Below are 14,093 nucleotides of genomic sequence, written 5' to 3'. Positions count from 1 at the left end.
GCATTTTTAGGAGTATGTATTTAATTATAATTAATATAAAACAATTACTTATGATGTTTTTAAAGATGTGTTTTAAAAAGTTGGCATAGCAATTGCTAAATATCTCATGAGTCAAAGATGACTTGTAAAGTTATAAGACGGCCAACGATGTCCGATCTGATCGATTTGTTTACACAACCTGATGTGTCAACAAAGCAAATTACGTTCAGTATGGGAGATGGCTATGTCTTTAGATTTATCTGCTAAAAAAGCAACTTCAATCAAGTTATTTAACTTTTCTGCACCAGCAATGCGGGCATTCCACATGAGCTGGCTGGCTTTCTTTGTTTGCTTCTTTGCTTGGTTTGCCTGTGCGCCTTTAATGCCAGTGATCGCAGGTGAATTCCATTTAACCAAAGACCAAATCGCAAATATCAATATTGCTGCTGTTGCAATCACGATTGTAGTCCGCCTCATTGTCGGGCCACTGTGTGATAAGTATGGCCCACGTAAAACCTATACCGCTTTGTTACTCATCGGCAGTATTCCTGTATTTGGTGTAGCCGCTGCCAACAGTTACGAATCCTTCCTATTCTTCCGTTTGCTGATTGGTGCCATCGGTGCCAGCTTCGTGATCACGCAATACCATACCAGCATTATGTTTGCGCCAAATGTGGTGGGAACCGCAAATGCCACTTCAGCGGGTTGGGGTAATGCGGGTGGTGGTGCTACACAAGCTTTGATGCCATTGCTATTGGCTGCATTGGTGATGTTTGGTGTTGAACAAGCGATGGGTTGGAGAATTGCGCTGATCGTCCCGGGTGTGATGATGGTGATCGTCGGTATTCTTTACTGGAAGCTTACCCAAGATTGTCCTCAAGGCGACTTTAAAGCATTGCGCGAGCAAGGTGTCGTGGTTGGAAGTGACAAAAAAGGTGGTGTTGCAATCTTGATGCACGCAGCACGCAACTATCGTGTCTGGATATTGTTTGCCTCTTATGCTGCGTGTTTTGGTATCGAAATTTTCATGCACAACATCATCGCGATGTATTACGTCGAGCACTTCAATTTCGGATTAAAAGAAGCAGGTCTAGCTGCGGGAATCTTTGGTTTATTGGCTCTATTTGCTCGTGCCTTAGGTGGACTGGTTTCAGACAAAGTCGCAATGAAAAAAGGACTGGATGGTCGTACCAAAGTGCTGTTTATCCTGATCTTGGGTGAAGGTTTATTCCTGATGCTGTTTTCACAAATGAATAGTGTTGCACTTGCCATGATGAGTATGACGGTATTTGCACTATTTACCCATATGGCTTGTGGTGCAACTTACGCTTTAGTGCCATTCATTGATCGTGATGCTTTAGGCGGTGTGGCAGGCATTATTGGGGCAGGCGGTAATGTGGGTGCAGTTGCAGCAGGCTTCCTATTAAAAGGTATGGTCGATATTCAAACCTGTTTAATGGTTTTAGGTGGCCTAGTCGTCTTTGCAGCAGGTTCAGTCATGTTGATCCGCTTCTCAGTCGAACATAAAGAAAAAGAACAACGTCTGTTTGAACAGGCCGTTTTAGAACGTGGCTCAGAACAAAGCAGCATAGCTTAATCATTCGTCAGATTTTAGGAGAAACACAATGAAATTAGTGATGATTGGTCACGGTATGGTGGGACATAAATTCATCGAAGCCATCTTGGAGAAAGCGGATGATGAATTAGAAATTACCATTCTTGCGGAAGAACCTCGTATTGCTTATGACCGCGTACATTTGACTGAATATTTCTCTGGCAAGACAGCAAAAGACTTATCGCTGGCACGTTTTGACTTTGCCGACGCACATGGTATTGACCTCCGATTAAACACCAAAGCGGTTGAGATCAATCCTACCGAGCAAACGGTGACCACCAATTTCGGTGATGTGATTCATTATGACAAATTGGTATTGGCAACAGGTTCTTATGCCTTTGTTCCTCCAATCTCAGGCAATGACCGTGAAAACTGTTTTGTCTATCGTACCATCGAAGACTTGGATGCGATTCGTGCAGCAAGTTTGAATGCGAAGACAGGTGTGGTGATTGGTGGTGGCTTATTGGGGTTGGAAGCAGCCAAAGCACTACGTGATTTAAATTTGGAAACCCATGTGGTGGAATTTGCGCCGCGTTTGATGGCGGTACAGATTGATGATCTTGGTGGCAAAGTTCTACGCCGTAAAATTGAAAATCTTGGCGTTAAAGTTCACACCCAAAAAGCCACGCAATGTATTGAAGCGGGCGAAAGTGCCACACATGTGATGAAATTTGCGGATGGCAGTGAACTGGAAACCGATATCATTTTATTCTCGGCAGGGATTCGTCCGCGTGATGAATTAGCGCGTGTCAGTGGCTTAGCATTGGGTGAGCGTGGGGGGATTAAAATTAATGATTATTGCCAAACCTCAGATGACAATATTTATGCGATTGGTGAATGTGCACTGTGGGATAACAAAATCTATGGCTTAGTTGCACCTGGCTATGACATGGCACGAATCGCGGCAAAACATATCTTAGCCGAAGATACGCATTGTTTTGCAGGTGCAGATATGAGCACCAAATTGAAATTGATGGGTGTTGATGTTGCCTCCGTCGGTGACGCGCATGGAATGACGCCAAACTCACTCAGCTATTTCTATGCTGATGAGGATGCATTGGTTTATAAAAAAATTGTGGTTGACGCAGACAAGACCAAATTGCTTGGTGCTGTATTGGTGGGTGATGCCAAAGAATACAATGATCTTCTGCAAATGATGTTGAATGGTTTGACGCTTCCCGAAACGCCTGAAAGTTTGATCATGCCAGGATTTGCCGATTCAGGTGCTAAAGCAGGTGGCAGTGGTGTCGATTTATTGCCTGATAGTGCAACCATTTGTTCATGTAATAACGTTTCTAAAGCCGATATTTGCCAAGCGATTTGTGACGGTTCAACTTCTTTAGGTGCGTTGAAAAAATGTACCAAAGCAGCGACGGCCTGTGGTGGTTGTGCACCTTTAGTGACGCAAGTGTTGAAATCGGAGTTACAGCGTCAAGGTGTAACGGTCAATAACCATGTCTGTGAACACTTCCCATACTCACGCCAAGAAATTTATCACTTGGTTCGTGTCAATGAAATCAAGACCTTTGATGATTTGATTCAGCAACATGGTCATGGACTAGGCTGTGATATTTGTAAGCCGATGGCGGCCAATATTTTGGCATCGTGCTGGAATGATTTTGTACTTGAGCCAAGCCATGCGGGTCTACAGGACAGTAACGATTACTACTTGGGCAATATTCAAAAAGATGGTTCTTACTCGGTTGTGCCACGTATGGCAGGCGGTGAAGTTACGCCAGATGGTCTAATCGCTGTAGGTCAAATTGCCAAGAAATATAACCTCTATACCAAAATCACAGGTGGACAACGGGTCGACTTATTTGGTGCGCAAATCCATCAACTCCCGTTTATTTGGGAAGAGCTCAACGCAGCAGGTTTTGAATCAGGTCATGCTTACGGTAAATCATTACGTACCGTGAAATCATGTGTCGGTAGTACGTGGTGCCGTTATGGCGTCGATGATTCTGTGGGCTTGGCGATTGAACTTGAGAATCGTTATAAAGGCTTACGTTCACCGCATAAACTGAAAATGGCGGTGTCAGGTTGTACCCGTGAATGTGCAGAGGCACAAGGTAAAGATGTTGGGGTAATTGCCACCGAGAAAGGTTGGAACCTGTATGTCTGTGGCAATGGTGGCATGAAACCGCGTCATGCAGAGCTACTGGCATCAGATCTTGATACTGAAACCTTGATTCGTTATATCGACCGTTTCTTTATGTTCTATATCCAAACCGCAGATCGTTTACAACGCACCAGTGTATGGCGTGACAATATGGAAGGTGGTTTGGATTATCTTAAATCAGTGATTGTTGATGATTCGCTAGGGCTTGCCGAAGAACTCGAAAGCCGTATGAGCCATGTGATTGGCACTTATCAAGATGAATGGCGTACCGCGGTTGAAGACCCTGAAATCCGTAAACGCTTCCAAACCTATATCAACGCCAGTGCAGAAGAGCAAGCTGATCCACATATTCAATTTACTCAAGTGCGTGATCAGATTCGCCCATTAAATGACGCTGAACGTTCAGTCGATCGTATCCCAATGGTTGAAGCATAAGGAGAATTCAAATGACCAGTTTAAAGAACATGAATATGCTGCCAGAAAATCAATGGGTTGAGGTATGTGCGCTGGATGACATCACACCAAATACAGGTGTCGGCGCATTGATTGAAGGTCAATCAGTGGCACTGTTTCGTGTTGGGCATGAAAAACGCATTTATGCTTTAAGCAATAAGGATCCGTTCAGCCAAGCCAACGTGATGTGTCGTGGCATTATTGGCGATTTACAAGGTGAACGTGTCATTGCATCGCCGATTTATAAGCAACATTTCAGCTTAGCGACGGGTCGTTGTCTGGAAGATAAAGACCAAAAGTTATTGGTTTATCCAACCAAAATTGAAAATAGTCGTGTTTGGGTTGGGTCTGTTCCGCAAAAAACCTATATTACCAATAATGGCGCTGCGCAAGAAAAGCTGAAACTGGTGCTGATTGGCAATGGACTGGCGGGGATGCGTTGCTTAGAGGACTTACTAGACATGGCACCAGATCGCTATGAGGTGACGGTGATTGGTGAGGAACCTTGGGGCAATTACAACCGGATTATGCTGTCACCAGTGCTTTCAGGTGAAAAAACCATTGATGACATCATGCTGCATCCACATGCATGGTATCGCGACAAAGGGATTCAATTTATCGCTGATGATCCTGCGGTAAAAATTGATCGTACTCGCAAAGTGGTACATACCGAGAAAGGCGAAAGCGTTGATTATGATCGTTTGATTATTGCGACTGGTTCATCGCCATTTATTCCACCTGTGCAAGGTGTGGATTTAAAAGGCGTGATCAGCTTCCGTGATATTTACGATGTCAACACCATGATCAAATATTGCGAAACCAAGAAGAATGCTGTAGTGATTGGTGGTGGTTTGCTGGGTCTGGAAGCGGCGTATGGACTGAAACAACGTGGCATGAATGTGACCGTTCTACACCTGATGGATCGAATTATGGAACGTCAGTTGGATGGTCGTGCTAGCCGTATGTTGCGCCATAGTATTGAGCAAAAGGGTATCAATATTATTACTGAGGCCAATACTGAAGCATTGATTGGTGAAGAGGGGCATGTCAGTCAAGTCCGCCTCAAAGATGGAACTGTGTTAGATGCAGATTTAGTGATTTTTGCGGTCGGGATTCGTCCGAATATTGCTTTGGCTCAAAGCGCAGGACTACGTTGTAATCGTGGCATCTTGGTGAATGACACCATGCAAACTTTTGATCCAAGTATTTACGCGGTAGGTGAATGCATTGAGCATCGTAATCAAACTTTTGGTCTGGTTGAACCACTCTGGGGACAAGCCTTTATTTGTGCAACGCATTTGGCTGAACATGGCAGCTTAACCTTTAAATCACCAACCGTACCAACGCAGTTAAAGGTGAGTGGTGTCGACGTATTCTCGGCTGGGCGAATTGATTTAGAAAATAGCGAACCGAAGGAAGATTATGAAGACATCATCCTCAATGATGATAAACGTCAAATTTATAAGCGTATCATTATCCAGAAAGACAAAGTGATTGGTGCGGTTCTGTTTGGTGATACGGAAGATGGCATGTGGTATGCCGAGTTGATTGCAGATCAAACACCCGTTTCTACATTTAGAAACAAGCTGTTATTTGGTAAGGATTTTGCAATGAAAAAGGCAGGGTAATATTTCTAAGAAATTAAATTCTTATGTAAGTAGTTTGATACTCGGAAAAGTCATCTGCAACCTGCATGGTTTTTGTAAGGAATGTTTCTGCGATGAACCTAAGTCGGTGACAGAAGAGAACAGGTTTTGCAGATGACAATGGTTTTGCCTACTTTTCCCGAAAGAAAAGTAGGTCGAGCCGAAGGCTTAGCCTGAAAATAAGATGAAAACTCGGTAAGACTCCCGAGAGTATGCATCTTTAAAAAGATTAACTAGGTAAAAGGGGCAGTCATGAACAGTATTCAAAATTTAGAACACAGTCGCTCCGATCAAGCAGAAACAATTATTACAAAAACAACATGTCCCTATTGTGGCGTGGGCTGTGGTGTGGATGTCAGTGTCCAACATAAAACGCATGGTACAACGGTACAAGTCGCTGGTGATTTGGATCATCCTTCAAACTTTGGACGACTCTGTATCAAGGGCAGCAATCTTGCAGATACATTGGGCTTGGAAACCCGTGTCTTGCATCCGATGTTTGGTCGTAAAAACCATCGTCAAGTCACCACATGGGATCAAGCTATTGAGAAAATTTCAGATCAGTTTCAAGCCTGTATTGATCAATATGGCGCAGACAGTGTTGCATTTTATGTCTCAGGTCAGTTGCTGGCAGAAGATTATTATGTGGTAAATAAGTTTGTAAAAGGCTATTTAGGCACAGCCAATATTGATACCAATTCACGCCTATGTATGTCATCTGCGGTTGCGGCACATAAACGTGCTTTTGGCGAAGATATTGTTCCAGCCAGTTATGAAGATTTTGAACATACTGACATGGTGGTTTTAGTCGGCTCCAATACTGCATGGTGTCATCCTGTTTTGTATCAACGCATCATGCAGGCCAAGAGTAAGAATCCAGATTTATTTGTGGTGGTGGTTGATCCTCGTTTTACCAGTACCTGTGAGCAAGCGGATTTACATTTGCCAATCTTACCTGGTCAGGATGTGGCTTTATTTAACGGCTTGTTTCAGTATTTATATCACAATGATTACATCGATCAGCATTTTGTAGAGACCCATACCGAAGGTTTAGCGGCACTTTTAGTAGCGAGTGCCAGCGAACAAGATTTTGATGGATTAGTGAAACGGACAGGAATCTCCGCAGAAAAATTACAACTGTTTTTTGATAAATTTGCCAAGACGGAGAAAGTGATTACGCTATTTTCAATGGGCGTGAATCAATCCTCTCAAGGGGTGAACAAAGCCAATAGCATTATCAACTGTCATTTACTGACTGGGAAAATTGGCAAATTAGGTGCAGCGCCATTTTCTATGACGGGTCAACCCAATGCCATGGGCGGTCGTGAGGTGGGTGGACTCGCCAATATGTTGGCTGCGCATCTGGATTTGGATAACCCGTCACATCAAAAACTGGTACAAGATTTCTGGAACAGTCCTGTGATTGCCAAGCAAGCAGGCTTAAAAGCAGTTGATTTATTCCAAGCCGTGGAAAGCGGCAAAATCAAAGCGATCTGGATTATGGCAACCAATCCTGTAGTGAGTTTGCCTGATGCTGATCAAGTCAAACGTGCATTGGAAAAATGTGAGTTTGTCGTGGTCTCTGATATTTGTGCAGATACCGATACCACGGCTTATGCAGATGTATTGTTACCTGCGCTGGGTTGGGGGGAAAAAGATGGCACAGTCACCAATTCTGAACGCCGTATCTCACGTCAACGTGCATTTTTAACGCCGCCAAAACAAGCCAAAGCTGATTGGTGGGCGGTGGCTCAGGTCGCGAAAAAACTCGGTTTTACTGGTTTTGATTTTAATCATGCCTGTGACATTTTTAATGAACATGCAGCTTTATCGGCTTATCAAAATGCCAGTGTTGACCAACGTGACCAAGTTGAAAATTTTCGTTATTTCAATTTAAAGGGCCTCATGAATTTAAGTCTGGATGAATATGATCATCTACGCCCAATCCAATGGCCTGTATGGGAGAAAGGTCAAAGTGTTGCGGTGGAGCAGCTATTTGATCGAGGTCGTTTTAGCCATAAAAACCAAAAAGCCAAATTGATTCCAACCGTTGCCATAGATCCGGTGCATGCGGTCTCTGAAGATTATCCTTTGGTGTTGAATACGGGGCGTATTCGTGATCAGTGGCATACCATGACTCGCACGGGTTTATCGGCAAACCTCACCACACACCGCGCTGAACCATTTTGTGAGATTCACCCGAATGATGCGTTAAAATTTGGTATTCGTGATAAAGCTTTGGTCGAAGTTCGCTCGGAATGGGGCCGTTGCGTGCTGCGGGTGACCTTGGCGCAAGGGGTTCGCCGTGGTCAAATCTTTGCACCGATTCACTGGACTGAGCAAGTCGCTTCTGATGCGCGGATTGGTAAAGTGGTCAATCCTGTGGTGGATGCGATTTCAGGTGAACCTGAATTTAAACATACCCCTGTCGCGATTCAGCCATTTCATACCACTTGGCAAGGCGTGCTCTATGTACGTGAAGGCTTTGAACATCATATCAAAGCTTCATTGCAAAATTGTGCATGGTGGACCAAGATCAAAACTGCAAAAGCCATTCGTTATGAAATTGCCGATCGTCAGAGTATTGATCAAACCCAAAAGAATTTAAAAAGCTTCCTGCCTTTTGTCGATGAAACTTATGAATGGTTAAGCCTTGAAGATATTTCATCGCAACTCAGTCATAGTGTGATTTTAAAAGAAGGTATTCTGGTTGCCAGTTTATATATCGCACCTGCCGATCTATTGCCTGATCGGGATTGGGTGGCGAGCCTATTTAAACGTGAACGATTAAGTGCTCTGCATCGTAAGGCACTGCTGGCTGGTATGCCAATGTCTGCTGCAAATAATGATGGACCATTGGTCTGTAGTTGCTTTAAAGTGGGTAAAAATAAGATTATTGAAGCCATTAAAACGCAAAATATCACGCATGAAAAACAAGTCACTGCATGTTTAAAAGCAGGCGGAAATTGTGGTTCCTGCTTACCTGAAATTCGTGGCTTGATCAAAACCTGTCAACTGGAGGCAGAAGCATGAATACCGAATATCCTGCTACGGATCTGGTGATCTTGGCGGGAGGGCAAGCGCGTCGTATGAATGGCGTGAACAAGCTACTGCAACAGTTCGATGATCAGATTCAACTGTTAAAAATTTGTGAGCATTTTAAGACCCAAGTACAACAGATTTGGGTGAATAGCCATCGTGATCGTTCGATTTACCAACAGATTGAACCAGATATTCAATGCTATGCCGATGATCAGCAGGGTTTTCTAGGCCCATTAATGGGTATGAAAAGCGCATGGTCGCATGTTAATGCTGACTATGTTTTATTTATTCCATGTGATGTGACTTATATTCCCAATCAGGTTTTAGTCAAACTTCATCGAGCTTTACACAATACTCCCCAAGCACAGGTGGCGTACGTCACAATGAATGGAGATGCTTTATATCCATTTTGTTTGCTAAAGCGAGAAAGTTTGTCGGTACTGGAACAAGCAATCGCTGAGAACAAACTCAGCTTGCGAGATTGTTTTAAACAATTGAATGCACAGACGGTCACATTTCAAAAACAAAGCCTGTTTTGTCATAGCATTAACTCCTTAGATGAGTTGCAACAATACAAGCAGATGAAGGTTTTTTAAGCCATCTATTTCAGGTTAATAGATTTATTTAACTGATTTAAGGCTAATCAGTGTTGCAATCAATAATGCAGTCGCTGCGGTTATCAGTGAACTGTTGAGCGTATGATAGATTGTAAATAGGGCATTTGCTGTGATTGGCCCTATAATCTGACCGAGGCCATAAACGACGGTCATGATAGCAATTAAATTATTTTTGCTTTGACGTGCGATTCGCTGTGCGACAGGCATGGCAATGGTCACAGTTCCCATAAAGGTTCCCCCCACCAGTAATGCGCTCAATAGATAACCCAAAGCGGTTGGCAGCATGATGGGTAATACAACGCCGACAGCCTGTACTCCCAGATTAGAAGATAGTGCGATTCGTGTCCCAAGTTTGTCATGGAGATAATGCCAAAAAAAACAGGAAGGAATCGCACCCAAACCAAAGATCGCCCAGATATGTGCCGCATTGATATTCGGTAAGGCTTGTTTGACCAGCAAGGGTAAATAGGTCGCCGTGATAATGTAGCCAAAACCTGCCAAGGCATAAATCAGAATCAGTGAGACAGCTTTGGGCAGTTGAGTATTGCCATGAGAGAGATGCGACTTTAACACCTGTCTGGGCTGAGCTCGAGATAAACCCACAATAGCAGCGAAGCCAAGGACAAAACTGGACAGCCCAAGCAATAACCATAAGCTTTTACTCTGCCACCCAAGTTGTGTGCCAAAAACCAAAAGTTCAGCGGACAAGGCAATCCCAAGACCAACGCCTGCATATAAAATAGGGGCTTGATTCACTTGTTTCTGTTGTTCTAACAGCCATAACGAGGCTGAAATCATAGCGAAAGCACTCAATACACCTGCAAGACCACGAATAAAAATAATGACCGAAGCTGAATCTATATAAGCAAGAAGGGTGAGACAAAGTGCTGTACCTACCGTTGAGAATACACAAGTGAAATAACTATGTTTTGACTGGATCTTAATTGCGAATAAAGCCCCAAACAAATAGCCTGCATAGTTAGCGGATGCTGCGACACTGGCACTATGCAAATTTAAAATGCCTTCCTCAATCATATGTGGATAGACCGCCGTGAATGCAAAGCGGCCAAATCCCATCCCAATCGCCATAATCAGCGCTGCACAGAATGCGGATTGCAGTGTTTGCTGCTTATGAGCGTTTATTCCTTTAGTCTTGATCATGTTCAGCACCAAAATTTAATCGCTATAGTTGATGTGATCTAAAGGTTGTGCTTTGCCAAAGATTTTGCTATCGACCAAAAAAAGCCCATAGCTAAAACAACTTAGAATACAGATGAGAAATATAAGTTTAGACACGTTCATTTTGAATCAGCATGACATCTTGAGAAATTTAATAAAATTTAAACAAGAGTCAATAATCATGTAAAATGATTTGAATTGATACTAACTATCTTTAATAGTGATAGAGATGCAGATTAAGTCTTTAGAAATGTTCATGGCAGTGGTGAAGTTAGGCAGTTTTTCCGAAGCCGCAAAGCGATTACATACGGTGCAGTCCAATGTCACCAGTCATATCAAAAAACTAGAAACCGAACTTAAAGTTGAACTGTTGCATCGGCAGAATCCAATTCAGCCGACTCGGGCAGGTATACAGTTATATGGTTATGCAGAAAAAATGCTCGATCTACACAAGAGCTGCTGGATACCTTCTGTAATACCCAATTGGCAGCCCGTTGTCCTTTAGAAATTGGCAGTATGGAAACAACAGCGGCGGTGAGGCTTCCAGCCTTATTTCGTGATTTACAAGAATCTGCGCCCGATTTTCCTTTTGCCTTATCGACTGCCCCGAGTCGGGAGCTGATCGATTTGGTAAAAACCTCCAAGCTGGATTGTGCATTTGTTGCCAATCATGCCCCGATCGAAGGTATGTTTAATTTCCATGTTTGGACAGAGAAACTGGTCTTAATTTCTTCAAAAAAAGCACCACAACAACTTTCAAAGGAATATCTGGTTCAACAGAAATTTATTGCCTTCAAGCAAGGCTGTAGTTATCGCAAAGCAATTGATTCCTTTCTTTCATCATTTCAACTTCCGGCAGCGAATATCATAGAAATGGGCAGTCTAGATGGCATCGTCAGTTGCGTCAGCCTAGACGTTGGGCTTGCGATTTTGCCTGTGAGTTATGTACAGCAATCACATTTTGCTGATCGGGTGCAGATACATGACATGGATTTTGTTGGAGACATCAACACATATTTGATCGCAGATAAAGATATGAGCAAATGGGCAACCAATATGCATCATTTTTTTGAGCATTTACAGACGATGTCACATTCAAATGCGAATACAGAAGCAGTATGCGGGTAGTAGAAAGAGATTAGAAAATACAGCACCTTTTTATTTTTAGAATATCGCTAGACTTTACTCTTTTTTGTTCGAGTATAAAATAATAAGACTGTATTTTATACTCGAATATTTCACTTGAAAGATAAACTTATTTTCTTTGTAAATATTTTAACACTTGATCATAAATAGACTGTAAATAAGGATTTAAAGGAATAAGGTCTTGTCCAGATTTACTACGCACATATTTAAAATAGGGTGTCAAAGGATACTGGGCACTTTCACAAACAATGACTTTAGGAAACCATTCTTTATGAAATTGATCGGCTGTAAGATCAAGAATAACGCCATTTACGACCAGATAACAGTGCGCGATTTCTGGTGTGCGTGAAGAAATCTGAACTTTTCCGACCCGATAATCAGACTTAATATAATGGACATTGAGTAAATAATACTGCAATAGGTCACAGGCATCAGAACCACATTCCTTTGGAAATTTACTAAATGCTCCTGTAATAAAGCCATTCGTCACGTGATCCAAAGCTTCCCGAAAAGTGGTTGCAAGATTGGTTAAAGTCTGTATTTCATTTTGGTACGTCATTTGCTCTCATTCTTCAAGTGATAAGTATTATCTCTAGTAAAACCTGATTAAATGTAAGATTTAACTAAATTTATTTATTAAATTGTTAATACTATTATCACGTGTAACCTTGAGATTCAGTAGGATTGACTCGATTAGTGATATGCACAGAGCAGTGATTTCTTGTGTACTTATCCATCTCATCTTTAGCTTTTATTTAAGCTCATGTATTGTTCTGGTCTTGCTTTTAAGAGAATCACTTTTATGTATTGTCATCTTAATTTTAACTTGAATTAACTCTCCTCTTATGGAGTATGAATACTGAATCAGCATTAGAATGATTAAGAAAATTTTGTAGAGTAAAGTGTAAGTTATATTTTCTTGTTTTAAAAAAATAGTAACATTTGTTCTTGTGATTAATTTTAATTAAGAAGTATTTTTATTGAAATTAATAGTGAGATTTTTATTAAATAGAATTGTTTGAAAATATTTTATTGTAAAGTTTTAAGCTAGATAAATAATAATTGAATATTGGTTGTTGTTAGAGTGTATAGAATCAAGTCTAATCAAAGGTTTTGGCTTATTATAAAATAGTAGTTCGAAAATAATATGGTAAAGCTATGAATAAAATGCTTAAGCTTGAAGAAAATATTACCGAGCTAGGTGTCGGTGAGTTCTTATTTATAGGATATGGCTATGATATTGAGGAGATACAAAATATTCTTCTTTTCCTAAAAAATTTGGAGACGAAGCAAATATTACAAATTGTATATCAACATACAGAGCGGGAAACAGGAAAGCATCTAACCGATATCATTAAGATTCAAAAATGTTAAAAATATCACTCTTTTTACTTGATCTAATGGTGAATCCTGACTGCGCTACTCAGAATTTTCTTTAAACATTACAGTTACATAGTAAAAATAAAACTAAACAATCATTACAAATGATAACTAGGATATCTCCATAATTTATCCTGTATAGATAAATGGAGGATATAAGAAATGCCACAATATTTGCGTATAGCGGAAAAAGTATATAACAAGTTTAAAGATGAAAAAAAATTTACGCAAAAGCCTGTTGAGTATCTAAATTTTTTAATTAAAGAGGTGAGAAAGGAAATCAAGGGCACAGAAATGAAATTGCTGTACCAGTATATTGATTTTCAGGAAGGTTTCCAAAAGCCTTTACGCGAAGATGCCTTGAATATTGATGTGAGCTTGGTGCCACATCATCAACATCGGGACGAATTCATTTTATGGCTGGCAGGGTTTATTGAGAGAATTACCATTGGAGGTAAGAAAAAACTTCCCCCAATTCTTGAGAATATTCCACCTGAATTTACAGTTCATTATCAGCTTGAAAAACTGGTTCGTCCTCAGCAAGAGAACTGCTATGACGAGTTGGTATCCTATTTTAAAAGTGAAGAATTCAAAGAACATTCAATGAGTTAAACAAGTTGTGCTAAAGAAGTATGAGGCTCCGAACCCCTCATACTTCTGCAATCGCTGGACTGCAGCGTACCGCCATTAAAGGCGGTATTTTTTATTCAAAGAAAGAGTCAGAGCGAAATATAAGGAGATGATCAGATGACATCATTTTGAACCCATGTTAGTCTAGCGCCACAATTCATTCTGATCTCTTCATTCATCTTATGCAGCTTACGCCACCCTAGTTGATTTCTCTTGCTTGAAAATTAACTCATCACTTTGACTAGTGATGTGGTGTAGTCGTGTGCATGTATATATCACATCAC

At 41.4% G+C, this 14,093-nt stretch carries 9 protein-coding genes and 1 pseudogene; 8 read left to right on the top strand and 2 right to left on the bottom strand.

Features of this window, described 5'->3' with window-relative positions; translation table 11 throughout:
• Window positions 1-223 precede the first annotated feature (223 nt).
• The 5 genes from EC846_RS05365 (at window position 224) to mobA (ending at window position 9,453) form a co-directional block, all read left to right on the top strand.
• Window positions 224-1,576 carry an MFS transporter gene (locus tag EC846_RS05365; protein WP_047427067.1) on the top strand — a complete coding sequence of 451 codons (1,353 nt, stop codon included), beginning with the start codon at window positions 224-226 and terminating at the stop codon, window positions 1,574-1,576.
• 28 nt (window positions 1,577-1,604) lie between these two features.
• Window positions 1,605-4,151, top strand: a complete 2,547-nt coding sequence (gene nirB, locus EC846_RS05360) for a nitrite reductase large subunit NirB (RefSeq protein WP_123774456.1) — start codon at window positions 1,605-1,607, stop codon at window positions 4,149-4,151.
• Between the two features lie 11 nt (window positions 4,152-4,162).
• Window positions 4,163-5,797 (top strand): nitrite reductase small subunit NirD, encoded by a 1,635-nt coding sequence (gene nirD / locus EC846_RS05355; RefSeq protein ID WP_123774455.1) that lies wholly within the window; start codon window positions 4,163-4,165, stop codon window positions 5,795-5,797.
• Between the two features lie 270 nt (window positions 5,798-6,067).
• On the top strand, window positions 6,068-8,848 hold the full coding sequence (locus tag EC846_RS05350; protein ID WP_123774454.1) for a nitrate reductase: 2,781 nt from the start codon (window positions 6,068-6,070) through the stop codon (window positions 8,846-8,848).
• Window positions 8,845-9,453 carry a molybdenum cofactor guanylyltransferase gene (mobA, locus tag EC846_RS05345; RefSeq protein WP_123774453.1) on the top strand — a complete coding sequence of 203 codons (609 nt, stop codon included), beginning with the start codon at window positions 8,845-8,847 and terminating at the stop codon, window positions 9,451-9,453. Before EC846_RS05350 ends, mobA begins: the two co-directional genes overlap by 4 nt.
• A 24-nt stretch (window positions 9,454-9,477) precedes the next feature.
• Here the strand turns inward: mobA and EC846_RS05340 are convergent, their stop codons facing one another.
• A complete protein-coding gene (locus EC846_RS05340) occupies window positions 9,478-10,635 on the bottom strand; it encodes a YbfB/YjiJ family MFS transporter (protein ID WP_123774452.1) in 1,158 nt (385 codons plus the stop codon).
• A 247-nt stretch (window positions 10,636-10,882) separates the two neighbouring features.
• On the opposite strand from EC846_RS05340, the pseudogene EC846_RS05335 reads away from it, so the two are divergent.
• A pseudogene (locus EC846_RS05335) lies at window positions 10,883-11,781 on the top strand (LysR family transcriptional regulator).
• Window positions 11,782-11,908: 127 nt separating this feature from the next.
• Here EC846_RS05335 and EC846_RS05330 read toward each other — a convergent pair.
• Window positions 11,909-12,358, bottom strand: coding sequence for a hypothetical protein (locus EC846_RS05330; RefSeq protein ID WP_004771956.1), 450 nt, complete (start codon window positions 12,356-12,358; stop codon window positions 11,909-11,911).
• A 599-nt stretch (window positions 12,359-12,957) separates the two neighbouring features.
• Between EC846_RS05330 and EC846_RS05325 the strand changes: the two genes are divergently transcribed.
• Both EC846_RS05325 and EC846_RS05320 read left to right on the top strand, forming a co-directional pair.
• Window positions 12,958-13,173: a hypothetical protein gene (locus EC846_RS05325; protein WP_123774451.1), complete on the top strand. Its 216-nt coding sequence runs from the start codon at window positions 12,958-12,960 to the stop codon at window positions 13,171-13,173.
• 168 nt (window positions 13,174-13,341) lie between these two features.
• Window positions 13,342-13,791, top strand: coding sequence for a hypothetical protein (locus EC846_RS05320; RefSeq protein WP_004771957.1), 450 nt, complete (start codon window positions 13,342-13,344; stop codon window positions 13,789-13,791).
• The last annotated feature ends 302 nt before the right edge of the window (window positions 13,792-14,093 follow it).

It is taken from the genome of Acinetobacter sp. BIGb0102, assembly GCF_003815055.1.
GTDB lineage: Bacteria > Pseudomonadota > Gammaproteobacteria > Pseudomonadales > Moraxellaceae > Acinetobacter > Acinetobacter vivianii.
This window is presented reverse-complemented; position numbering and strand designations above follow the sequence as displayed.